Source organism: Allobosea sp. (assembly GCF_036675845.1).
Classification (GTDB): Bacteria; Pseudomonadota; Alphaproteobacteria; order Rhizobiales; family Beijerinckiaceae; genus Allobosea.
The window spans coordinates 17,427-41,071 of record NZ_JAKFED010000062.1; the positions used below are offsets into that span (position 1 = coordinate 17,427).

Annotated in this window: 20 protein-coding genes; 10 read left to right on the forward strand and 10 right to left on the reverse strand. The window is 66.0% G+C overall.

The genetic code is table 11. The annotated features are described in order from the left end of the window. Positions 1–47 precede the first annotated feature (47 nt). From V6M56_RS07220 to V6M56_RS07245, 6 genes are all read left to right on the forward strand, one after another. Positions 48–959, forward strand: coding sequence for a beta-keto acid cleavage family enzyme (locus V6M56_RS07220; RefSeq protein WP_332682461.1), 912 nt, complete (start codon positions 48–50; stop codon positions 957–959). Between the two features lie 95 nt (positions 960–1,054). Beyond that, the gene (locus tag V6M56_RS07225) at positions 1,055–3,121 is read left to right on the forward strand and encodes an NADH:flavin oxidoreductase (protein ID WP_332682462.1); all 2,067 of its coding nucleotides are present in this window, start codon (positions 1,055–1,057) and stop codon (positions 3,119–3,121) included. After that, a complete protein-coding gene (locus V6M56_RS07230; RefSeq protein ID WP_332682463.1) occupies positions 3,118–4,035 on the forward strand; it encodes an ABC transporter permease in 918 nt (305 codons plus the stop codon). The genes V6M56_RS07225 and V6M56_RS07230 overlap by 4 nt, the downstream gene beginning before the upstream one ends. A gap of 6 nt (positions 4,036–4,041) precedes the next feature. Beyond that, positions 4,042–4,821 (forward strand): ABC transporter permease, encoded by a 780-nt coding sequence (locus tag V6M56_RS07235; protein ID WP_332682465.1) that lies wholly within the window; start codon positions 4,042–4,044, stop codon positions 4,819–4,821. Beyond that, entirely contained in the window at positions 4,818–5,909 is a 1,092-nt protein-coding gene (locus V6M56_RS07240) for an ABC transporter ATP-binding protein (RefSeq protein WP_332682554.1), read from the forward strand. Before V6M56_RS07235 ends, V6M56_RS07240 begins: the two co-directional genes overlap by 4 nt. A gap of 50 nt (positions 5,910–5,959) precedes the next feature. Continuing rightward, the gene (locus V6M56_RS07245) at positions 5,960–7,051 is read left to right on the forward strand and encodes a polyamine ABC transporter substrate-binding protein (RefSeq protein ID WP_332682467.1); all 1,092 of its coding nucleotides are present in this window, start codon (positions 5,960–5,962) and stop codon (positions 7,049–7,051) included. 69 nt (positions 7,052–7,120) lie between these two features. Here V6M56_RS07245 and V6M56_RS07250 read toward each other — a convergent pair whose 3' ends face one another. From V6M56_RS07250 to V6M56_RS07290, 9 genes are all read right to left on the reverse strand, one after another. Continuing rightward, the gene (locus tag V6M56_RS07250; RefSeq protein WP_332682468.1) at positions 7,121–7,933 is read right to left on the reverse strand and encodes an enoyl-CoA hydratase/isomerase family protein; all 813 of its coding nucleotides are present in this window, start codon (positions 7,931–7,933) and stop codon (positions 7,121–7,123) included. Further along, entirely contained in the window at positions 7,930–9,993 is a 2,064-nt protein-coding gene (locus V6M56_RS07255; protein ID WP_332682469.1) for an acetate--CoA ligase family protein, read from the reverse strand. Before V6M56_RS07255 ends, V6M56_RS07250 begins: the two co-directional genes overlap by 4 nt. A 176-nt stretch (positions 9,994–10,169) precedes the next feature. Then, entirely contained in the window at positions 10,170–11,756 is a 1,587-nt protein-coding gene (locus tag V6M56_RS07260) for an AMP-binding protein (protein WP_332682470.1), read from the reverse strand. A 303-nt stretch (positions 11,757–12,059) separates the two neighbouring features. Continuing rightward, complete coding sequence (locus tag V6M56_RS07265; RefSeq protein WP_332682471.1) at positions 12,060–13,028, reverse strand: hypothetical protein; 969 nt, start codon at positions 13,026–13,028, stop codon at positions 12,060–12,062. 20 nt (positions 13,029–13,048) lie between these two features. Then, positions 13,049–13,846: an oxygen-binding di-iron domain-containing protein gene (locus V6M56_RS07270; protein WP_332682473.1), complete on the reverse strand. Its 798-nt coding sequence runs from the start codon at positions 13,844–13,846 to the stop codon at positions 13,049–13,051. A gap of 57 nt (positions 13,847–13,903) precedes the next feature. Beyond that, the gene (locus tag V6M56_RS07275) at positions 13,904–14,332 is read right to left on the reverse strand and encodes a GlcG/HbpS family heme-binding protein (protein WP_332682475.1); all 429 of its coding nucleotides are present in this window, start codon (positions 14,330–14,332) and stop codon (positions 13,904–13,906) included. 61 nt (positions 14,333–14,393) lie between these two features. Continuing rightward, positions 14,394–14,699, reverse strand: a complete 306-nt coding sequence (locus V6M56_RS07280) for a NifU family protein (protein WP_332682476.1) — start codon at positions 14,697–14,699, stop codon at positions 14,394–14,396. Further along, positions 14,699–15,634: an amidohydrolase family protein gene (locus tag V6M56_RS07285; protein ID WP_332682477.1), complete on the reverse strand. Its 936-nt coding sequence runs from the start codon at positions 15,632–15,634 to the stop codon at positions 14,699–14,701. The genes V6M56_RS07280 and V6M56_RS07285 overlap by 1 nt, the downstream gene beginning before the upstream one ends. A gap of 192 nt (positions 15,635–15,826) precedes the next feature. Further along, complete coding sequence (locus tag V6M56_RS07290; protein ID WP_332682478.1) at positions 15,827–16,831, reverse strand: TRAP transporter substrate-binding protein; 1,005 nt, start codon at positions 16,829–16,831, stop codon at positions 15,827–15,829. Between the two features lie 267 nt (positions 16,832–17,098). Between V6M56_RS07290 and V6M56_RS07295 the strand changes: the two genes are divergently transcribed. Next, entirely contained in the window at positions 17,099–19,051 is a 1,953-nt protein-coding gene (locus V6M56_RS07295; protein WP_332682479.1) for a TRAP transporter large permease, read from the forward strand. A gap of 19 nt (positions 19,052–19,070) precedes the next feature. Here V6M56_RS07295 and V6M56_RS07300 read toward each other — a convergent pair whose 3' ends face one another. After that, on the reverse strand, positions 19,071–19,991 hold the full coding sequence (locus V6M56_RS07300; protein ID WP_332682481.1) for a hydroxymethylglutaryl-CoA lyase: 921 nt from the start codon (positions 19,989–19,991) through the stop codon (positions 19,071–19,073). A 228-nt stretch (positions 19,992–20,219) separates the two neighbouring features. On the opposite strand from V6M56_RS07300, the gene V6M56_RS07305 reads away from it, so the two are divergent. The 3 genes from V6M56_RS07305 to V6M56_RS07315 all read left to right on the forward strand — a co-directional run bounded on the left by V6M56_RS07305 (position 20,220) and on the right by V6M56_RS07315 (position 23,007). Further along, positions 20,220–21,485, forward strand: a complete 1,266-nt coding sequence (locus V6M56_RS07305; protein ID WP_332682482.1) for a CaiB/BaiF CoA transferase family protein — start codon at positions 20,220–20,222, stop codon at positions 21,483–21,485. Then, entirely contained in the window at positions 21,482–22,285 is an 804-nt protein-coding gene (locus tag V6M56_RS07310) for an IclR family transcriptional regulator (RefSeq protein WP_332682484.1), read from the forward strand. The genes V6M56_RS07305 and V6M56_RS07310 overlap by 4 nt, the downstream gene beginning before the upstream one ends. A 65-nt stretch (positions 22,286–22,350) precedes the next feature. Beyond that, positions 22,351–23,007: a GntR family transcriptional regulator gene (locus V6M56_RS07315; RefSeq protein ID WP_332682485.1), complete on the forward strand. Its 657-nt coding sequence runs from the start codon at positions 22,351–22,353 to the stop codon at positions 23,005–23,007. Positions 23,008–23,645: the final 638 nt, after the last annotated feature.

The window sequence follows — 23,645 nt, forward strand, 5'->3', positions numbered from 1 at the left end:
CCGCCTGCCGGATCGCTTCCTGGACGATCGATCGCAAGGACAAGGTGATGGCCGAGATGGCGATGAACAGCAGCGACGACAGGCCGGTGATGATCTGCTGCGCCGTGACCGGCAGCGCAGCCGATACGCCGCGCAAGAACCCGGCCGTGCCGGTCAGCCCGGAGGCCATCGCCAACTCGGCCCTGGAGGCCGCGGAGGCCGGCGCCGCGATCGTCCACATCCATGTCCGCGATCCGAAGACGGCGGCGCCGAGCATGGAGCAGGGGCTCTACGAAGAGGTCGTCTCCCGCATCCGGCAGCGCAACGCCGATGTCGTGCTGAACCTGACCACGGGGGCAGGCGCGCGCTTCGTCCCGGGCGAGCCCGAGCCCCGGACGGCGGGGCCGGGAACCACGCTCGCGACGCCCGAGGTCCGGACCCGGCACATCCTGGCGCTGCGGCCCGAGATCTGCAGCCTGGACATGGGTTCGATGAACATGGGCAACCAGGTCTTCGTGAACACCCCGTCGCATCTCGAGGCGATGGCGCGCGCAGCCGCCGAGGCTGGCGTCGTTCCCGAGCTCGAGGTTTTCGAGGCCGGCCATGTCAGGCTGGCCGTCGACATGATCCGGCGCGGGGTCCTGCGCGGGCCGGGCGTGTTCCAGATCTGCCTCGGGGTCTCCTGGGGCCAGCCGGCGACGACCGGGGCGATGGCCTACATGCGCTCGCTTCTGCCGGAGGGAGCGCCATGGTTCGCCTTCGGCATCTCCGCGCACCAGTTCCCGATGGCGGCGCAGGCCGTGCTGCTGGGCGGCAATGTCCGTGTCGGGCTGGAGGACAACATCTATCTCGAACGTGGAAAGCTGGCCCCGGGCAATGGCGCGCTGGTCGAAAAGGCCAGCGCGATCATCCGCCTGCTCGGCCGGCGGGTCGCAACGACGGCCGAGGCGCGGACGATGCTTGGGCTCCCTGGCCGATGAGAGCGCGAGAGCGGGCCTTGACCCTGGAGGGGTTCCAACCAATAGTATCGAACTAAGGTTCTTGGTATCTCAATGCGGTACTTGGAGGTACGCTGATGACCACGGCCGATCTAGTGGAGACCAGGGTCGCGGATGGGCTGTCGCCGCTGCTGCAGCCCATCGTGCTTCGCAATCTCACCATCCGAAACCGCATGGTCAGCACGGCGCATAACAGTCGCTATGGCGAGGGCGGCCTGCCGACGGAGCGCTATCAGAGCTACTCCGAGGAAAAGGCCCGCGGCGGCATCGGCTTGATCGTTTTCGGGGGAGGGGGCTCGGTCGCGCCGGAGTCGAAGGGCTCGAGCTATCAGCTGAGCATCTACGACGAGCGCATCATTCCACACCTCAAGCGCTTTTCGGCTCGCGTCCACGCTCAGGGCGCAGCAATCATGTGCCAGCTTGCGCATATGGGCCGGAAGACAAAGTGGTCGGCCGCCGACTGGATGCCGCCGGCGGCCCCGTCGCTGACGCGCGAACGCAATCATCGCAGCTTCCCGAAAGTGCTCGAGGAGCACGAGATCCGGCGGATCATCGAGGCGTTCGCCCAGAGCGCGGTCAACTGCCAGGAAGGTGGCCTCGACGGCGTCGAGGTCGCAGCGCACGCCCAGCAGCTGGTGGACCAGTTCCTTTCCCCGCACACCAACAAGCGCGTCGACCAGTGGGGCGGCAGTCTCGAGAACCGGATGCGCTTTGCGCGCGAAGTGCTGTCCGCGATCCGTCGGCGTTGCGGCGACGACTTCGTGATCGGCCTGCGGCTGGTCGGCGACGAGCGGCTGGAAGATGGTCTCTCGCCGGAAGAATGCGGCGAAATCGCCAGGCTGCTCTCCGAAGAGGGCCTTGTCGACTTCCTGAACGTCACGGCCGGCCAGCTTTACAATCACATGAACCGGGCTCGCTATTCCCCGGGGATGTGGTCGGCCATGGGGCCCTATCTTGGCGTCGCCCACGCCATCAAGCAGCACGTCCGCGTGCCGGTGATGCACGCGGCACGGATCCACGACCCCGCCGTCGGCGCCAAGGCGATCGAGGACGGCCTGATCGACATGGTCGGCCTGACGCGGGCCTACATCGCCGATCCGCATCTCGGCCGTAAGATCTATGAAGGGCGCTCTGCCGAGATCCGGCCCTGCGTCGGCGCCAATTATTGCCTCGATCGGCTTTTTCTCGGCGGCGAGGCGCTGTGCATCCACAACGCCGCGACCGGCCGCGAGCAAACGATCCCGCACAAGGTCCCGCCCGCTGCAAAGATCAGGCGCGTTCTCGTGGTCGGCGCCGGACCGGCCGGTCTGGAAGCGGCGCGCGTTTGCGCCGAGCGCGGGCATCAGGTGGTCGTGTTCGAGAAGAACCGCGAGGCCGGTGGTCAGATCAGGGTAGCGGCCGGCGCCCCCTGGCGCGGCGAACTCCTCGGCATCGTCTCCTGGCGGCTGGCCGAACTGCGGCGGCTCGGCGTCACCCTGCGTTTCGAAACCGAGGCGAGCCCTGCCGACATCGCCGCGAGCGACGCGGATATCGTGATCCTCGCGACCGGCGGGTTGCCCCACAAGGGCGACTTCGCCGGTGCGGACCTTGCGATCTCCACCAGTGAAGCGCTGGCGCTGACCGTGTCGGAGGGCACCCGCGTCGTGGTCTATGACGATCATGGCGGCGCCCAGGCGGCGTCCGCCGCCGAGCACCTGGCGACGCAAGGGGCGTCCGTCCATATCGTGACGCCCGACCGCGCCTTCGGCGAGGAGATGGGCCCCAACAACTGGGCCGTATTCAAGCGCAATCTGTACCGCCGGCAGGCGAGGATCACGACGGATCACCGGCTCGACGCGCTCGAGCGCGCCAGCAATCGCCTTCAGGTGACGCTCGCCAACGAATACTCGGAGGAGCGGATCGTCGAGGAAGCCGATCATGTGATCGCCGAGAACGGCACGCGACCGAGCGAAGCGCTCTACACCGCGCTTGTCGCGGCATCGCGCAATGGCGGGCGCATCGACCTGTTCGCCCTGAAGGCGTGCGAGCCCCAACCGGACTGGCCGGGCGAGGGATTTGCGCTTTATCGCGTCGGCGATGCCGTCGCCAGCCGGGACATTCACGCGGCCATCTACGATTCCACGCGGCTGTGCCTGACGCTATGACGAACGCGCGCAACCCTCCCGCCGTCAGCGCCGCGGTGATGCCGATAACCGGCAGCCAGGGCGATGAACGCCGTCTTGCGCGCGCCGCCAGGCGCGCCTCGCCCGACTACCAGAAGGCCTGGTTCTCGGCGCCGGCAGCGCTCCTCATCGCCGGCGTCTTCATCGTCCCGCTGCTGATCGTCCTGTTCCAGAGCGTCACGCGCGACAGCTTTTCGCTCGAGGGCTATCAGCGCATCCTCGGCAGCACCTTGTTCTGGCGTATCCTGCAGACGACGCTCGAGATCACGGTCGGCGCGGTCCTGCTCAGCCTGCTGCTGGGCTACCCGATCGCCTATTTCATCGCGCAGCTGCGGCCGATGCAGCGGGCCATCGCGATGATCGTGGTGCTCTTGCCGTTCTGGACGAGCATCCTCGTCAAGAGCTTCGCCTTCATCGTGATCCTCGGCGAGCGCGGCATCGTCAAGTCGATGCTGTCGCAGGTCTTCGGTTACGAGCTCGCCACGCCGCTGATGTTCAGCCGGATCGGCGTCATGATCGGCATGGTCCACTTCCTGATCCCGTTCTGCGTGTTTCCGATCGTCAACAACCTTCTCGCGCAGCCGCCGGAACTGCGCCGCGCGGCACTGATCATGGGAGCGAGCCGCAGGCAGGCCTTCCTGCGCGTGACCTTGCCCCTCAGCCTGCCGGCGATGGTCGCAGGCGCGGTGATGACGGCGGTTCTCTCGATCGGGGTCTTCGTGACGCCTGCATTGCTCGGCGGGCGCCGCGACATGATGCTCGCCAACCTGATCGACTACTACACCCGCGAAGCGCTCGACTGGAACATGGCCGCGGCGCTGTCGGTGCTGCTGCTGGGGGTCTCTGGCTCGCTCATCTGGATCCTGTCCACCGTCGACAGCCTGGACAGGAATTGAGCGCCGATGACCGAGCGCATCTCACTTCCGCTGAAGCTGCTGGCCGGGGCGATCTTCCTGTTCCTGCTGGCGCCGAGCCTCGTCGTGATTCCGATGTCGTTCTCCGACTCGCGCGAGATCATGTTCCCGCCGCGCGGGTTTTCGCTCATGCTGTATCGCGAGTACTTCGCGGGGCCGGAATGGGTTGCGGCCACGATCGAAAGCACGATCGTGGCGATCGGCGCGACCGTCCTGTCACTGGCGGCCGGCATCCCGGTCGCCTATGCGATCGCGCGCAGCCGCCTGGCCAGCGTCAGGATCATCCGGGCCCTGGTTCTGATGCCGATGCTCGTCCCGACCATCGTCTTCTCGCTCGGCCTTTACCTCTATTTCGCGCGCATCGGCATTTCCGGCTCGACCCTCGCATTGATCCTGGGCCACGCGGTCCACAACCTGCCTTTCGTCACCGTGGTCGCGATTGCCGGCTTGCGGCAGGTCAATCCCAATATCGAGATCGCAGCCCAGGTACTCGGCGCATCGACGCTGCGGATCTTCTTCTCCGTCGTCGTACCGATCATCCGGCCCTCCATCATCGCGGCGGGCTTGTTCTCTTTCCTCATTTCTTTCGACGAGGTCGTGATCGCATGGTTTTTGAGCTCTCCTCGCGCGATGACGCTGCCGATCAAGATGTACAGCAGCATTCAATGGGAGGTGTCGCCCGTCCTCGCGGCGATCTCGACGCTGCTGACCGTTCTCTCGCTGGTCATCTGCGTGATCGGCCTTGCCCTTCGGGAGAAGGAAGCATGAAGCCGGCAGTCGAACCCATCGTCAGCGTCCGTGGCGCCAGCGTCGTCTACAACGGCGTTACCGCGTTGCGCGATGCGACGATCGACATCGCGCCGGGCGAGTTCCTGACGCTGCTCGGCCCCAGCGGTTCCGGCAAGACCACTTTGCTGAATGCGATCGCCGGCGTCGTGCCGCTGACGACCGGGCGCATCTTCATCTCCGGCGTCGACGTCACCGCCGTGCCGCCCAATCTTCGCGGGCTCGGCATGGTGTTCCAGAACTATGCGCTGATGCCGCATCTGAGCGTGTTCGACAACATCGCCTTTCCGCTTCGGATTCGGGGGGTGGACAAGGATACGATCCGGTCCAAGGTTCTGAACGCGCTCGAGCTCGTCCGGCTCGGCAGCTTCGCCGAGCGAAGGCCCAGGCAGCTTTCGGGCGGCCAGCAGCAGCGCGTCGCGCTGGCACGCTCGATCGTCTACGAGCCCAAGGTCATCCTGATGGACGAGCCGCTGGGCGCGCTCGACAAGCAGCTGCGCGAGGAGATGCAGAACGAGATCCGGCATCTCCACACCATGCTGGGCACGACGATGATCTATGTGACGCATGATCAGGAGGAGGCGTTGTCCATGTCGACGACGATTGCGCTGGTCAGTGGCGGCCTGATCCAGGATGTCGGCGCGCCGCACGACATCTATTTCCGGCCGCGCACCTCGTTCACCGCCGGTTTCGTCGGGAGTTCGAACCTCCTGAAGGGCGTCTACCGCGGCCAGGAGGATGGCGCGGCCATCGTCGTCCTGGAATCTGGCGCGGTCGTGCGCAGCCTTGCACCGGGCGACGCCCGTCCCGGCCAGCAGGTTCAGGTCATGGTGAGGCCCGAAGCCCTGGATATCGAAGCTGCCGGGCAACCGAGGCCTGGCGAGAACGAGTTGAAAGGCGACGTCGTCGACCAGTCTCTCCAGGGCGCCACCTGGCGGACCCTGGTCCAGATCGACCCGCAGACGAAGGTATTGGTTCAAAGCCTTTCGCGCCTGGCTCCGCCGCTGGCGCTGGGCAACCGCGTGCGGCTGCTCTGGAGACCGGAGGACACGGTCGTCCTCACTCGGTGAGACACAAGACGTGTGTCGCTGCTCGTGCCTACCAACAGGGGAGGTATAAAATGAGTAATGACTTCGTTAGCCCATGCCGTAGCGCCAGGCGCCTCTCGTCGCCGTCGCGCCGGCTTTTCCTGGCTGGCGCCGCCAGCGCGATCGCGGCGCCGGCGATCCTGCGCCCCGGCCCTGCCAGGGCGGAGGACAGTCTCGTCTTCGTCGGCTGGGGAGGCACGGCGCAGAAGCTCTATGACGAGGCGGTCCTGCAGCCGATCGCCAAGAAGCTCGGCATCAAGCTGATCAACGCCTACGGCCCGGATCTCGCCAAGCTCAAGGCGCAGGTCATGGCAGGCAAGGTCGAGTGGGACATCATGTCCCTGACCGGGGCGATGGCGGTCGGGGCGGAACGCGACAAGCTCGTGGAGCCGATCGACTACTCGATCGTCACCAATGCCCAGTATCTGACGTTGACCAAGCGCGAGGCCTGCATGCCCTGGTATCTGTACTGGGGCGGCATTGGTTACGACCCCAAGCGCTTCGCACCCGGCAAGTTCCCGGCGACCTGGCCGGAGTTCTGGGACGTCAAGAAGTTTCCCGGCCGGCGCGGGCTGCGCAACCGCCCCGACGAGATCCTCGAGGTCGCTCTGCTCGGCGACGGCGTCGCCCCGAAGGACCTCTATCCCCTCGACGTCGACCGTGCGTTCAAGTCGCTCGACAAGATCAAGCCCCATGTCGCGCACTGGATCGCCCAGACGCAGCAGACGATTTCCCTGATCCAGAGCAGGGAGATCGACTTCAACTACCTCTACAAGGGGCGCGTGCTCTCGGCGCAGGCGGAAGGCATATCGATAGACGTGGCCGACGAATACCCGCTGATCAGCACGACGCTGGTCGCGGTCGCCAAGGGGACGCGCAACAAGACGAATTCGATGCGCTTCCTCAACGAGATGCTGAGTCCGGAGATGCAGGCGGCCTTCGTCAACAACCTCGAAGGCAACGGCATCGTCACCAGCAATGCCGGTCCGCTGGTCAAGCCGGAGATCCTGAAATCGCTGCCGGACGTCAACTCGCCCAAGGTCGCCGTCAACAACGACGACTGGTGGGCCGACAATTATCTCAAGGTCGCGCCGCGCTTCAAGGAATGGCTCCTTACCGGCTGAGGAGGGTTGCACCGGGAAGTGGCGGGCACTCGGCCCGCCACTTTTTTGTCGTCTCGGGATATGTGGTCGTCAGGCGCCGGCGAAGCGGGAATCGCGCCAGGCCAGGGCTGCCTTCAACCCTTCCTCGCGCCGTATCCGGTTGAACTCGGCGCGCTCGGGACCGCCCGACGCCTCCAGCATCACATCGGCGTCGAGCGCGATGGCGAGCGCCTGGCGCAGGCCCGCGACGTCATAGGCGCGGTTCATGGCCTGCTTGGTCATCTGGACGGCGAGCGGCGCCGCCGCCGCGATGTCGCGCGCGATCGCCATTGCCGCATCGAGTTCCTGGCCGGCGGGCACCACCTGGTTGACCAGGCCCATTGCGAGCGCGCGCGCCGCGTCGATGCGGTCGGTGCCCGTCAGCGCGATCTCCTTGGCGAATTTCGGCGTGGTCACCCAGGGCAGCAGCATGCAGATCACGCCCGAGCCGAAGCGCGGTTCCGGCTCGCCGAAGCGCGTCCCTTCCGCCGCCACGGCGATGTCGCAGGAAAGCGTCAGCTCGAAGGCGCCTCCCAGGCAGAAGCCGTGCACGGCGGCGACGGTCGGCTTGGGGCAGTCCCAGAACTGGATGATGAAGTCGAAGCTCTCCTTCAGGGCGCTGCGCCATTCGGCGATCGTCGAGAGGCTGCGCGTTGCCGACTCCTTCATGTCGAAGCCGGCGGAGAAGGCGCGCCCGGCGCCGTGCAGAACGATCACCAGCACGTTGTCGTCCTTGGCCCAGGCGGCCATCGTCTCGCTGACTTCCCGCTTGAGCTGGCGGTTCATCGCGTTGAGCAGGTCGGGCCGGTCGAAGGATATGATGCCGATCCGGTTCTCGATGCGGCTGCGGATCATCTCGGTCATGTAGCCTGTCCTTTCGTGACGGCGAGCGCGTCGATGGCGACCAGACCCGATGGGCTGCAGACCAGCGGGTTGATGTCGAATTCGGCAAGTTCGCCGGCGAGCGCCGCCGCGAGCCGGCTGAAGGCGGCGATGGCCTCGCCGAGAGCGGCAAGGTCGACCGGTGGCCTTCCGCGCGCGCCGGCAAGGAGCGGGTAGCAGCGCAACTGCTTGATCACCTCCTGCGCCTTCCTTGCCGAGATCGGCGGGATCACCGTCACGGTGTCGCGGAAGACCTCGACGAAGATGCCGCCGAAGCCGATGGTGATCGCGGGGCCGAGCTGTTCGTCGGTTATCAGCCCCAGGAAAAGCTCGACGCCTGGCGCGACCTGCTTCTGGACCGTCATCAGGGGCCCGCAGGCCCTGGCCACGCGTTCATGCGCCGCTGCCAGGGCGGCGCCGTCCGCGATGCCGAGCACGACGCCGCCGGCTTCCGTCTTGTGGGCGATGGCAGGGTTGGCCGTCTTGAGCACGACCGGATAACCGAGCCTCTCGGCGGCGGCCAGCGTCGCCGGGAGGCCGGTGGTCTGGGCATCGACCACGACCGGGCCGCCGAATTCGCCATAGAGTTCCAGCGCCTGCGCCGGAGTGATGCCCCCGCCACGCAGCCGCGCGCGCCATCTCTCCGCGATCGCGGGTGAAGCCGCCGGCGCGGGCTCCGGCCTGCGATCGCGACCGGCGTTCCAGCGCAGCCAGGCGCGGATCGCCCGCAGGCCGGTTTCGGTTCCCATCAGGACGGGAATGTCCTGATCCCGCAGCCGCGTCGCAGCTTCCCGCGAGATCGTGCTGTGCAGGTTCGCCAGCACGACGATCGGCTTGTCGGTCCTGGCCGCCGACGCCTCGATCGCGGTGACCGCCGAAGTCAGGTAGGGCCGGCCATGGACCATGTTCGTGACCATCGCGACCATGGCGACGGCCGGGTCGTCGGCGACCGCGTCGAGGCAATCGCCCAGGACCATCTTGCCGTCGCCGAAGACGTCGACCGGGTTTTCCGGAACCATCCCCGGATCCAGGATGTCGACCAGCCTGGCTTCGGTCGCGGGGCCGAGCTTGGCGATGGGACAGTCGATATCGGCCGCCAGGTCGACGACGAGCTGCCGCTCGGCGCCCGAATCCGTCGCTGCGCCGAGCGCGCCCGGCGCCGGCCTCCGGCGGCACGACATCAGTTCCAGCATGTCCGTCATCTGGTCGAGCGTGGTGCAGACCGGGATGCCGAGCTCGGCGAGCCATGCCATGTAGATCTCGGCCGAGCCGGCCAGCGCTCCACTATGCGAGAGCGCGAAGCGTTGGCCAAGGGCGCTGCGGCCGAGCTTGAGGGCGACGATCGGCACGCCCTTGGCGAGGGCGCGCCTGGCGGCCGCGGCAAAGCCTTCCGGGTCGCGGATCGTCTCGATCACCAGGCCGATCGCACGCGTTTCCTCCTCGGCCAGGATGTAGTCGATATGGTCGGCCATCGTGCCGGCCAGTTCCTGACCGATCGAGACCGCATAGGTGATGTCGAGATCGCGCTGGCTGCCGACCAGGCCCGACCATGTCGAGCCGCTATGCGAGATGATGGCGATGCGCCCCGGGCGGAAGGCAAGGGGAGGAGGATTGCCGGAGAGCACGACGCGGTCGCGCGCAATGATGAAGCCCATGCAATTGCCGCCGCACATGGCCATGCCGGCTGCCTGCGCGATCCCGGCCAGGCGCTGGGGCCGGTTGGGTCCGGAGCCGCCGGGCGGCTCGTAGAGCCGCCCGTAGACGACCGCCCCCCGGACGCCGGCCTGGGCGGCTTCTGCCAGGGCCTGCTCGATGCGCGTGTCGGAGACGGCAAAGGCCGCGCAATCGACCTGCTGCGGAATGGCCGCCACGCTCGGATAGGCGCGCAGCCCGTCGATCGAATCCTGTCCGGGGTTCACCGGATAGATCGGTCCGGCAAATCCGCATTTCCGGATGTTCGTCAGCAGGCGCTGCCCGAGCGAGCCGGGCTGCGCGCTCGCTCCCACGATCGCGATGGCCCGTGGCGCGAGCAGCGCCCGCATCGCCGCCGCGTCCGGGCGGTAGGCCTCTGATCTTCGGCGTCGAATATCGTCGATCTGGCCCGTTCCTGGTGTCCCGTCCATGAATCCCCCCGTACGCTCTTGCGCTCGACGATCAATTCCACAGGAAGCAAGTCTTCGAAGGATGGCTTTGCTGCGCCAGGCCATGCCTCCGGGCGCTACCGGCGCTGCAGCCGATAGCCCGATTTTTCGAGATCGAAGACGCCGTCGGTCGATCGCGACAAGGCGTCCTTGCGGATGCGCTCCGAGGGCGTCTTTGCGAATTCGGCGACGAAGCTCACGAAGCGGGGTACCTGGAAATAGGCCATCCGGCCTTCGGTCCAGCCGATGAAGTCGAGCGGCTCGAGCGTGGCGCCGGGCTTCAGAGCCAGCACGATCATCACATCCTCGTCGCCGAGATCGTTGGCGATGCCGAGGGCGGCGCTTTCCGCGACTTGCGGGTGCTCGTTGGCGATCCGCTCGATCTCGAATGCGGTGATGTTCTCGCCGCGGCGCCGGATGCTGTCCTTCTTGCGGCCGACGAAATAGTAGTCGCCGTCCTCGTCGCGGTAGCCGATATCGCCCGTGCAGAGCCATTCGTCGTCGCGCAGCGTCGCGGTCGCGGCGGGGTTGCCGAAATACCCCTTGGTGAGCAGCCCGGGTATCCGCTCGCGAATCCGCAACTCGCCCCGCTCCCGGGGCCCGAGGGGCTGTCCGGCGTCGTCGACGACCGCGACCTCGAACCATGGCACCGGGCTGCCGATCGAGCCGATCTTGCCGCCCCGGTTCTGGGTCGTGAAACTCGACGCTTCCGTCATCCCGTAGGAATCGTGAATGGGGATGCCGAAACGCTCCTGAAAGGCTTGCCAGACGGCGGGCGGGCAGCCGCCGCCCCAGGCCAGCCTTATCCGGTGGTCGCGGTCGTCGGCCTTTTCGGGTTGTTTCAGCAGAAGCGCGAGCACGCCGCCCAGAAAATGGATGTGCGTGGCGCCGAAGGCGCGCGCTTCGCTCCAGAAGTTCGAAACGCTGAAGCGAGGCACCATCGCCAGGGTGATGCGATGCTGGAGAGCCAGGACCAGAACCTCGCTGCCACCGATATGGTACAAAGGCTCCCAGGCATAGAAGACGTCATTGGGCCGCGGCGAAGTCATCCGCGCCGCCGCATGCGCAGAGCAGCGCAACATTCGATCGGTGACCATGACGGCTTTCGGCAGGCCCGTGGTTCCGGAGGTGAAAAGCAGCGCCGCCAGATCGTCCGGCGACACCGGGCAGGGACGCGCCGTGGCATCCTGGTGCCGCAGCAGGGCCTGAAGCTCGATGCCGGCGCCTTCGCCTTCGCCCTTGCCTCGCCAGATCAGGATCGGCGGATCAAGCGCGGCGGCGAGAGGTTGCAGCTGTTCCGCGAAGCGCGCATCGGCGATCCAGGCACGTGGGCGCGAGTGCTCGAGGATGAAGCGCAGTCCATCGCCGCGGAGGTGGATGTTCACCGGCACCATGCAGGCGCCCAGCTTCAGCAGGGCGAAGAAGACGATCACATGGTCGAAGTGATTGTCGAGCATGAGGCAGACACGGTCGCCCTGGCGCACGCCCAGCTCGCTTAGCGCGTTCGCTACGCGGTTCGCCGACTGCGCCAGTTCGCGGACGGTCACGGGTCGCCCATCGACCAGTGCATAGGTGAAATCGCCATCGTCCCCGGAGCGCTGGTCGAGCAATGCGCCTGTCGTGAGATCGCTCGCGCCCCATGGGCGGTAATTCACGTCGTCCATGACCGCCCCAACCAGTCGGGTGATAGCCACGATAGTATCGCATTGAGGTATGGTAGATTGCAATAAAGTTTTCAGCCAACTTCGCGACCCCGGGAGTTTCGTGATCGCATGGTCGATCGCTCCCGCGCATTTCCGGTCGCCGTTGCGGATGCGACGACCAGGGTGCTGTCCATGACGCTTCGCAGAGACCAAAGCCTATGGCGAGGCCGAGCCCCTGGAGGATGCCTCCGAATTCTCCAAGCCCTAAAAGCAAAAAAGCGCCGGGAAGCCCGACGCTTACATGCTTCTCGAGTCTTGAGATTGTCAGGTGCTGGTTGTCACTGGAATGACGGCGCGCGCCATGCGCTCGTCCTGAACCACCGCATAGGGACTCAGTGCAGCCTCCCAGTCGAAGCCTGCGAGCGCGCGTTGCCGCGGGCGTCGTGCAAGCCGTTCCAGCGCTGCGATAGTCGCGGCCATAACGGCAGCGACTTGATCGCTGCCTTCGATGACGGCTCCGAAGGTCGGGCAGATGCGATCGATCCGATAGGTCGACATCAGCCTCTCGAGATCGGCGACGAGGGTGTCGCAATAGGCGCCGCAGAGCCAGTCGAACTTCTTGGCCAGGGCGTTCTCCAGAACGTCCACCGTGATGTCGCTGGCGCTTGGACGGGCGACGAGCGGGCAAGGCGCGTCCGGGTTCGTCAGGAAGCCGAAGGAATCGGCGGTGAACAGGCTGTGGCTGCGCTTGTCGTAGAACCATGTCGTGAGCAGCAGCCTGAGGCTCGGGTTGATGACCTCGATCTCGAACGGGCCGGCGGTCAGGCTGTCGCCCGGCGTGATCGGAACGAGTGTCGCCGGAGCGGCCTGGGTCTCGGCATGCGACTGCAAAGCGGCGGCGTCGAAACCATCGAAGAAGTCGAGCGGATTGATACCGCCCAGCGACAGCACCGAGCCGATGCGATATCGGCGCACCAGCCAGGGAAGGTTGACCATCGCATCGGGCTCCCAGCGGCTGACCAGCAGCCTGACCTCGTCGCAGCCAGCCAGCAGATGATCGAGCCCGCGCCCGATCGCCTCGCGGTGGATGCCGAGGCCGCCGTCGAGGATGAGAGCGTCCCGCGCGCCGCGAAACACATAGCACTGGATCGGCATCCAGCCCGAGAGACCGTCGGCGATCCAGCTGATCGACGTATCGGCGGGGATGGCTCCGGCGACGGCATAGAGGTCTGCCGCGATCTCGACGACCACAGGTGGCAGGGCGACACGGGGCTGCGGGCGGGCGAGGCCCATCGCGACGTTTCCGGCGGCGCTCACGAGACAGCCTCCGCCAGGCGCGGGCGCACGGTCATGCCGCGTTTCACCAGCGGCAGCATCGCCTCGCGCTCATCGACGACGCCGCCATGGGCCGTCGCGATGATCTCGGGCTCGAGCACCCGGATCATCTCGTCGATGTCCTCGAAGCTGTGCTGCGGGTCGGTGTGTCGGGTCCAGTACATGGCGCGCTCGTTGAAGAACTGGATCATGCGAACGTCGGGCAATGGCTGCTCGCTGGTGAGCAGGTCGCACTGGCCGTCCTCGTGGTAGTGCAGATAGGCGAAGGCGTCCGAGACGAAGAGCGAGCGCTCGGTCGTGTCGAAGGCCCAGAGCGTGTCGCGCAGGTCGCGCCAGATCGGCGGTACGAAGACGATGCGCCGGTCGCCGAGATCGATCGCGTCTCCCGCTGCGACGTTGCGCATGCGATGGGCGTGCTCGGGATAGTAGAGCGGAAAATCGCGCAGCGCGCCTACCGCGATGGATTCGGGGTACTTGTCCATCCACCTGGTCAGCAGCCCGCAATGCGGCAGCTCGCCATGCGTCGGAAAGATGTAATCGAGCGTTCGGCCGTCGAGGAAGGCCTCGATGTCCTGTTCCACGCGCCGGGAGTCATAGGCGTTGCCGGTGTCGACCAGCATCGTCTTCTCGGAGCCGCGGATCAGATAGGTGCAGACATGCGAATGCACGTTGCGGCCGTGATAATCGATATTGAGGCAGCCGCCGGTCCACAGCAGGGTATCGCTGAGCTTGCGGGGGAACCGGCCGGTGGCCTTGTCGCAGTCCGGGCATGCCATGCGAATTGTCCTCGGGAGCACAAGGCGGCGGGCTCGATGCCCGCCGCCGTAGAAGTCTCAAGGGACCGGTGCGCCGATGGCGCCGAGGCCGGCCTTGCAGCATTCCATGTCCTGCGAATAATGGCCGCCGCTGATGCCGATCGACCCGATGAGCTCCTCGCCCTCCATGATCGGGTAGCCGCCGCCGAAGACGATGAAGCGCGGATACTGGGTGATGCCGTGCAGCAGCGGCGGATCCTTCTGGATCCACTCGAACAGCGAATGGGTCGGGCTGCGGAAGCTCGCCGAGGTATGGGCTTTGTCTTCGGCGATCCGGGCTGCGAGAACAGGGGCATTGTCCATGCGGACGAACGCCTTGAGCTGCGAGGAGCTGTCGTAGATCGCGATGCAGACGGCGATGCCGATCTCCTTGGCCTTCTCCGCTGCGGCCTGCGCCGCCTTGATCGCGGTTGCACTGTCGATCGCGCGCGTGGCGATGCTGCTCATGGGATATCCTTCTTCGCTGTCGGTTCGCGGATGGGTAAGCAGGGGTGAGGGAGGCCGGCCTTCAGCCGGCCATGGCCCTGATGCGCCGCATGGCGGCGGGCGAGACATTCATGCCGTCGACGCTGACATTGCGGATGCCCGCGACCGTTTCGACGATAGGCAGCACGGCGGCGCCGAAGGTCATCGCCTGCGCCGGACAGGCGACGCAGGCTCCGGTGAAGGTCAGCGTCACGTCGCCTTCGGGCGAGATCGAGAGGATCTCGACATCGCCGGCATGAGCGCGCAGACGGCCCCGGATGCCGGTCAACGCCTCTTCGAGATTGCGTCTGTCGAGCCCGGACGCGCAGGCCTGCGAGGCAACGCCCATCACGAAGCCGCCGCGAGCGCGGTCTTCTTCTTGCGCAGTTCCTTCTTCTTCTTCTCGATGTCGATGCCGAGCAGGCGCGCCTGGTTCTCGCCGAACATCTTGCGTTTCATCTCGCGCGTGATCTGCGGATAGCCGTAGCCCTCCTGCATGTCCTCGGGCATCTCCAGGTCGGCGAAAAGCTTGATATAGGGCTGCAGCGCCGGCCAGACGAAGGCCTCCGAGCCGTACATCAGCCGGTCCGCGCCGACGAACATCAGCGCCTTGCCCATCATGTCGAGCGCCACACGCGGCTGGATCGGATAAATGTTGATCCAGGCCGAGAGCGCCAGCCAGATGTTCTCGTGCCGCGACGCGATGTTGATCGTGTCGTCGATGAACGGCATGCCGAGATGGTGGATGATGAAGGTCAGCTCGGGAAAGTCGATCGAGGCCTGCTCGAGATCATTGGGGCGTTGATGCTCGAGCATCTGCCGGCCGAAGGGCAGGCCTTTGTGAAACTGTACGCTCTTGACGCCGAGCCTCAGAGCCTCCTCCCAGAGAGGATAGGCGATATAGCGGTCGTCGGCGCGCCAGGCCGCACCGCTGAGCTGCGACTGGTAGAACTTGAAGCTGACGGCGTTCCATTCTTCCTTCTGGCGCCGCATCTCGTCGATGGCGCCCCGCGTGCCCTGGAACATCGGGTCGGTGCCGCCGCAGAACACCACGCGGTCGGGATAGGCGGCGGCGAGGCTGTGGTTGGCGCGCGCCGGCGAGAAGCCTTCCTTGAACCAGCCCATCAGCGGCACGGTCTGGGCGACGCACATGTCGGTGTCCGACTCCTCGAAGAGGATGCGGTGTGCCTCTGCCGGCTCGATATAGCCTTCGCCAAAATCGGGGTGCGCAATATAGGGTCCTTTGGAGAACAGCTTCGCCGCTCCCCAAATGGAATCGATCATCTTGCGACCTTCTTCGCCGAGTTTATTTGACGGTCGGTTGTCAAACATGTGAACGACATTATCGAAAATGAAGTAGTCGTCGTACATTGCGAATTCCTCTCCAATATAATTCTTCGTCGTTGCTGCGAGTGTGGCGCCTGGAGCCCGCCGGTCAATCGAAAGCCGGGCGCGTCTCAAAAAGCGGAACGCCAGTCAGACCCCGGCGGTCTTCTGCAGCACCGCCCAACCCTGGGGACCGATCTTCTCGCGCCAGTCCTTGTAGTAGGCGGTCTTGCCCAGGGCCTCGCGGAACAGGCCGGGCGTCGGTCGGTGGATGGCGACGCCGTTGCCGCTCAGGGCTTTCTCGGCATTCGCCTCCGCCTTGGCGATGTCCTCGCGCTGGCCGAGCGCTGCTTCGGCGAAGCGCTTTGCCACGATCTCCCGGATATCGGCCGGCAGCCGGTTCCAGGCGCGGCGATTGGCGACCGGGATGAACGCGTCCCAGCTGTGGTTGGTGATGGTGATGTTCTTCTGCACCTCGTGGATGCGCATCGAGTTCAGCGTCCACAGCGGGTTGTCGGAGCCGTCGACGAGGCCCGTCTGCAGGGCAGGGTAGAGCTCGCCGAAGCTCAGGCTGGTCGGCGAGGCGCCGAGCGCCGAGAACAGGCTCGCCAGGATCGGCGCGGGCGGCACCCGGATCTTGAAGCCCTTGAGATCGCCGGGCTCGCGGATGACCCGGCTGCCGGAGGTGATCTGGCGGAAGCCGACATTGAACGCCTTGCCGATATGCTGGATCGTCCCGACCTTCGCGACCTCGGCCGCGAGGAAGGCGCCGAGCTCACCATCCATCGCCGGCCAGATCTTGTCGTAGTCCGTCCAGGCGAAGGCGAGCGAGTTGATCCCCGCGAGCGGGGCAACGGGCATCTGGTTGCCGTAGCCGCAGCAGTAGAACTCGAGCGCGCCGTTGCGGACCTGGTTGAGTTCCTCGGTAATCGTGCCGAGCTGGCTGCTCGGAAACAGCCTGATCTGCATGCGACCGTTGCTGTCCTGCTCGATCGCGCGCAGGGCCGCGGTAAAGCGGACGTTCATCGGGTCGTCCGGCGGCAGGTCGTTCGCCAGCTTGTAGGTGAACTCGGCGGCGCGAACGCGCCCGGCGGAGAGGCCGGCGAAGACGGTCGCGCTGCCGCCGGCTAGAAACTGACGTCTGGAAATTCCCACGATCTTCATCCTCCCGATGTCACGGAGCGCGATTTCTTGGGGGCCGGCGGATCGATTGCCGGCATGCGCGTTCGCCGTGGTGCATCGGAGCATCGCGTAGCCGGCGTGTTCGACAATCCGGAAAGCTTCGCAGTCTCAGCAAGCGAGACACATGACGATCACCGCTTGCGGCCGCTGGGCCTCGCCAGTTGCCTTCCCGTCCAAGAACAGGCCGGCCGGCATGCGCGCTGCGCAGCAGCCAGGCCACGATGGGAGGGGTCAGACACCATGCAGGACAATGCTTCGGCGGCCATCGCGACAAAGCCGCCGGAAGGCGTCACCGCGCCGGGCCGGGCCTCTGGCACCTTGAGCCCGCCTGCCGGCAATGCCGGTCCGGACGCTCATCGGATTGTCTCGTTCGTCGCGAGGGTCGCGCGGGGGATCGCCGTCGCCGCCGAGCATGTCGCGGCGGTGATCGTTCTGGTGGTCACGGCGATCCTGCTCGCCGGCGTGACGTCACGCTATCTCTTCAACCTGCCGCTGCGCTGGTCGGACGAGGTCGCGTCCTTCCTGTTCGTCTGGCTGACGATGCTGGGCTCGATCATTGCGCTCGCCCGCGACGGCCATCTGCGCCTGACGGCGATCGAGCGGCGCGTGGGCAAGCGGGCTCGCATCGTGCTCGGCCTCATATCGCGCCTTCTGGTCGTCTCCATGCTGGGCTGGCTGCTCTTCGTCTCCATCGAGCACCTGGAAGATGCGCTCTATTCGATCAACCCGATGCTGCACATCTCCGACGCATGGCGCTCCGGCGCGATGAATGTCGGCCTTTTCCTGCTGGCGCTGGTCGCTTTCGCCCAGATCGTTGTCGGCGCGCGCGGCCATCTCAGGGAGTTGCTGATCGCCGGAGGCTGCATCGCCTTGACCGCGGCCTTTCTCTACGGGCTCAGCATTGCGACCGGTGGACGCTACGACCTCGTCCTGTTCTTTCTCCTGCTCGGCAGCGCCTGCGTGCTGATCGGCATGCCTATCGCCTTCGCCTTCGGCCTGGCGGCCATCGCCTTCCTGCATTGGACGACCTCGATCCCTCTGAGCATCGTCGTCGGGCGGTTCGAGGCGGGCATGTCGCACCTGATCCTGCTCTCGGTGCCGATGTTCATCGTGCTCGGCCTGATGTTCGAGATGGCGGGCATGGCGCGTTCGATGATCTCCTTCCTCGCCTCTCTGGTAGGCCATCTTCGCGGCGGGCTGTCCTATGTGATGCTGGCGGCGATGTACCTCGTTTCCGGCATCTCCGGTGCAAAGGCGGCCGACATGGCGGCGATCGCACCAGCGATGGTGCCGGAAATGCGCCGCCGCGGCGTGCCCGATAGCGAGCTGGTCTCGCTGCTGGCCGGCTCGAGCGCCATGTCGGAGACGATTCCGCCCAGCCTGGTGCTGATTACCATCGGCGTCGTGACGGGTGTCTCGATCGGTGCGCTCTTCACCGGCGGCCTGCTGCCGGCACTGGTGCTGGCGCTGCTGATGTGCGCGGTCGCCCGCTACAATGCCGGACGCGACAATCTGAGCATGCCGGCACGCGCGACCTGGAAGGCGACATCGCAGGCATTCTTCGCGGCGATTCCCGGCCTGATCCTGCCGATTGTGATTCGCACCGCGGTCGTGGAGGGCGTCGCGACGGCAACGGAGGTCGCGACCATCGGCGTGCTCTACATCTTCCTCGCCGCGATCATCGTCTACCGCCGCTTCGATTTCGTCCGGTTCTATGGCGTGCTCAAGGAAGCGGCCGCGCTGTCGGGAGCGATCATGATCATCCTCGGGGCCGCCAACGCGGTCTCGTGGGCTCTGACCCAGACGGGGTTCTCCCAGGACCTGGCGCAGAGCATCACCGCGATGCCGGGCGGTGTTCCCGGCTTCATGGCGATGTCGATCCTGCTCTTCATCGTCTTCGGCAGCCTCCTGGAAGGGATCCCGGCGCTGGTGATCTTCGGTCCGCTGCTGTTTCCGATCGCACGCGCGCTGGGCATCCACGAGGTGCAGTACGCAATGGTCGCGGTCCTCGCCATGGGCGTCGGCCTTTATATGCCGCCGTTCGGCGTCGGCTACTACACCGCCTGCGCCATCAGCCGGATCGACCCGAGCGAGGGGATGCTGCGCATCTGGCCTTATCTCGGCGTGCTGATCTTCGGCGTCGCGATCGTGGCAGCGGTGCCCTGGATCTCGACTGGATTCCTGGCTCGGTAAAGAGCGGCCGACGGCGGCTTTAGTGGCAGCCGTCGGCGGGTCCCTGGCGCGGCGGGAACAGGCCGGCGCGCCCAAGCATGGCCGGCACAGGCCGGCCCAGCTCGTCGGCGAGCCAGCGTGAAGCAGCAAGCAGCGCCTCGCCATCGAGCCCGGTCTCGATCCCCATGCGGTCCAGCATGTACCAGAGGTCCTCCGTCGGAATGTTTCCGGTCGCCGCCGGCGCGAACGGACAGCCGCCGATTCCGCCGAGGCTGCTGTCGAGGGCTGCAAAACCGCTGCGGACGGCGGCATAGGCGTTGGCGAGGCCGGTATTGCGGGTGTTGTGGAAGTGTCCGCGCAGCCGCGTGCCCGGAACCGCCTGCGCCAACGCGCCGGCCATGGCTTCCACCGCGCTGGGGACAGCTACTCCGATGGTGTCTGCCAGGCCGAGTTCGTCGAGCCCGTCGCCGGCCAGCCGCTCTGCGAGATCGAGCACGCGGGCCAGTGGCACCTCGCCTTCGAATGGGCAGCCGAATGCCGCGCCGATCGTCACCGAATAGCGCATTCCGCTGCTGCGCGCCTCGGCGGCAAGCTCGCGCGAGATCGCCAGCGCCTCGGCAATCGAACTGCCCTGGTTGCGTTGGCTGAAGCTCTCCGATGCCAGGACGACGAAGTTGACGCTGCCCACGCCGGCTAGCCGGGCGCGTTCGAAGCCGCGGCGATTGAGTACGAGCCCCATCAGTTCGCGCTCATCGTCCTTTCCAACGCTTTGGAAAAGCGCTTCGGCATCGGCCATCTGCGGTACGAGCCGCGGATTGACGAAGCTCGAAACCTCCATCCGCCGTACGCCCGCACCCAGCAGCCGCCTGCACAACTCGATCTTCCGTGGTGTCGCGAAGTGGCGCCTTTCGTTCTGCAGGCCGTCCCGCGGTGCGACTTCGACGATATCGATCCAGCTCATCGCATGCCTTTGCCCGTTATGGATGCAAACTTGAGAGAAGCCTCCCGGTCGACGCATTCCCTTGAAAGGACATTCTCGATAACGCTTTGAATAAGCGGAATTAAATTCCGTCTCGAATAGCGAGACAGTCGGACGTTCGCTTTGACGCAATCGCAATTGCATCCAATCGTGAGGGCGCAAAACCTCAGGCTGGAGTCGATGGTGAACAGCGAGCCGAGAAGCGGGCCATTGTCAGACATCCGCGTCATCGAGATGGGACAACTCATCGCCGGTCCGTTCTGCGGGCAGCTCTTCGCCGATTTCGGCGCAGAGGTGATCAAGGTGGAGCCACCCGGTGACGGCGATCCGATGCGGGTGTGGGGCAGGGAGAAGCCACACGGGAAATCGCTCTGGTTCCCGGTCATCGCCCGCGGAAAGAAGTCGCTGACGCTCGACCTGCGCCAGCCGGAAGGTCAGGAGCTCGCGCGGAATCTGATCGCCGGCGCCGATGTGCTGATCGAGAACTTCCGGCCGGGCACCATGGAACGCTGGGGCCTTGGCTATGAGGCGCTGTCGGCGCTCAACCCCGGCCTGATCATGGTTCGCGTATCCGGCTACGGGCAGAGCGGCCCCTATTCGAAGCGTGCCGGCTACGGCGCCATCGGCGAGGCGATGGGCGGGCTGCGTTATGTGGTCGGCGATCCGAAATCGCCGCCCAGCCGCGTCGGCTTCTCGATCGGTGACACCGTGGCGGCCACCTTCGGCTGCCTTGGGGCGTTGGTCGCGCTGCTCGCGCGCAGCCGGACCGGCCGCGGCCAGGTCGTCGACAGCGCGATCTACGAAGCCGTGCTGGCGATCACCGAGAATCTCGTCACCGAGTATGCCAGCGCCGGCTATGTCCGCGAGCGGACGGGGGCGACGCTCCCGAACATCGCACCCTCCAACGTCTATCCGACGCGCAACGGCATCGACATCCTGATCGCCGCCAATCAGGACACGGTCTTTGCGAGACTATGCGTGGCCATGAGCCGGCCCGAACTGGCGCAGGATCCTCGCTACGCCTCGCATGGAGCGCGTGGCCAGAACCAGGTCGAGCTCGATGCGCTCATCGGGAACTGGACGGTGACCCTCGAAGCCGCGGAACTGGAGCGCCTGCTCGATGGCGAAGGGGTGCCCGCCGGGCGCATCTATCGGGCGCCCGATATGCTCGCCGACCCGCATTTCGCAGCGCGGGAAGCGATCGTCCGCCTTGCCCATCCGGTCTTGGGCGAGCTTGCCATGCAGAATGTCTTTCCGCGCCTCTCCGACACGCCGGGTTTCGTCCGCGCGCCAGGGCCCGATCTCGGCGGCGACAATCGTGCGATCCTGCGCGAGTTGCTTGGACTCGGCGAGGACGAGATCGCCCGCCTTGTCGGGCTCGGCGTCATTTCGGCTGAGCCGCTCCCCGGACGGATGCCCGTCGAAAGTCATCCTGGCGTCGAGGGTGCAGTCGCGGCCGCCCACGGCCCGGCTTGAGGCGCGCCATGGCCACACCCATCAATCAGTCGATCGTCAAGGCCTTCGACATCATCGCCATCGTTTGCGCCTCTGCCCAATCCCGCTCGCTTCGGGAACTTGCTGCCGAGGCCGAGTTGTCGCTGGCCTCGACGCACCGCATCCTCGGCACGCTGAAGAGCCTTGGAGCCGTCCGGTTGACGCGCGGCGGAAGCTACGAGCTGGGCTCTCGGATCGCCGCGCTGCGCAATCGCGATCTGGAATGCCTTCAGGAGATGCGCGCGAGAGTGCAGGACGCGCTCGACGACCTGTCGCAGGAGAGCGGCGGCAGGGTCTCGCTGTCGGCATTGAACGAGATCAACCTGATGCTGATCGCCGGCGAGAGCGGGAGTCGCGACGTCTGCGATGTCGGCAACAGCTACGAGCCCTATTTCAGCGCTCCGGGGAAGATGCTGCTGTCCGGATTGCCGTCGCAACGGCTGTCGGACTACATCGCGGCGGCGCCCTTCGTCGAACTGACGCCAAACACGCTCGTCGATCCGGCGAGGCTGGTCGGCGAGATCAGGCAGATCCGGCTCTGCGGCTATGCCACCGACAACGAAGAGTGCCGCGAGGGAATACGCGGGGTGGCCGTCGCCTTGCGCAATCCCTCCCGTACGATGGTCGGTGCGCTCGCCGTCGAAGACCTTGCCGGGCGATTGCCGCAGCGCTCCACGCTGGAGATGGTCGGTCGTCTCAACGAGGCGGCGCGCGATCTGGAGCAGGTGCTCGCGGCCTCGCCGAAATTCCTCGATGTCAGCGCGCTCCTTGCCGAGGTTTGAGCTTGCCGATTGGTCTCATAAGGTCGGACTCGGCGGGCACGGTCCGCACAATTGCCAGAGGCTCCATGGCCGAAGCCGTCGAACGCGTCTACGTCGCCATCCGGAGCGGCATCATCGACGGCACGTATCCGTCCGGCACGCCGCTTCGCGCGGAGAGCCTGGCGGGCCAGCTCGGCGTCAGCCGCACGCCGGTGCGAGAGGCACTCAGGCGGCTCGACGCCGAGGGGCTCGTGCGGATCGTCGCCAACCAGGGCGCCCGCGTCACCGGCTGGAGCAGGCGCGCCATGGAGGAGGTCTTCGACCTGCGGGTCCGGCTCGAGAGCTATGCCGCCGAACTCGGTGCCTCGGCGCTCTCCGAAAGCGCTGTCGACGAGCTCGAACGGCTCGATGGCGAGATGCGTCAGCTCTCAGATGCCAGGCCTGCCGGTTTCATCGAAGCCATCACCGCGGCCAACAGCCAGTTTCATCGGATCATCGTTGACGGCTCGATGAACCAGCGCCTCGCGGCCCTGATCTCGATGGTCGTCGAAACCCATCTCGTGGGCATGACCTTCCGCAACTATGCGCCTGCCGATTTCGCGCGCAGCATGGCCCATCACAGCGAACTGGTCGCAGCCTTCCGCGCCCGCAACGGCGCCTGGGCGAGCGCGATCATGCAAAGCCACATCCTTGCCGCCCGCAATGTCGTCATCGCCGAGGATGGGCCGGCCGATCGCGGCTGAGCAAGCTCAGCTCGCCAGCGCCGCCTCGAACCTGGCGCGATCGAAGCCCTTGAGGCGGTCGACGATCGGCTCATGCGACAGGAGGCGCACCGCGGCGATGGTTTCGTCCAGCACGCGCGCCACGAGGGGGGCGCCCTCGATCACGCCGCCATAGGTCGAGCAGATTCGCCTGATCTCGCAGGATTGCTGGAGTTGGGCGAGATCCTCTTCGATCGGCGACGTGTCGATGCCGCAAAGCCAGTCGAACTTATGACGCAGATAGGCGGCGATGTTGTGCCGCGAGAGTCGCTCGTCCCAGCATGTGACGATGTCCAGTGCAGCAGAGTGAGGCTGCGAGAGGAAGCCCCAGGTATCGGAGCCGAAGAGAGTCGCCGTTCGCCGCTCGTACAAGTGGTTTTTCGGCAGGACGACGATCTTCGTGCGCTGCACCTCCAGGCTCAACCTGCCGACATTCAGCGCGCTGCCCGGCGTCGCCCACTCGACGCTCGCATGCGCGATGGCGCTGATATGCGATTCGAGACTTTTCTGGTCGACGCGTTCGAAGAAATCGAGCGGATTGAGCACTCCGCCGCAATAGACGGCGTCGAGCGTGAACTCCTTGGTCAGGAAGGGCAGGTTGATGATCGCATCGGGCTCAC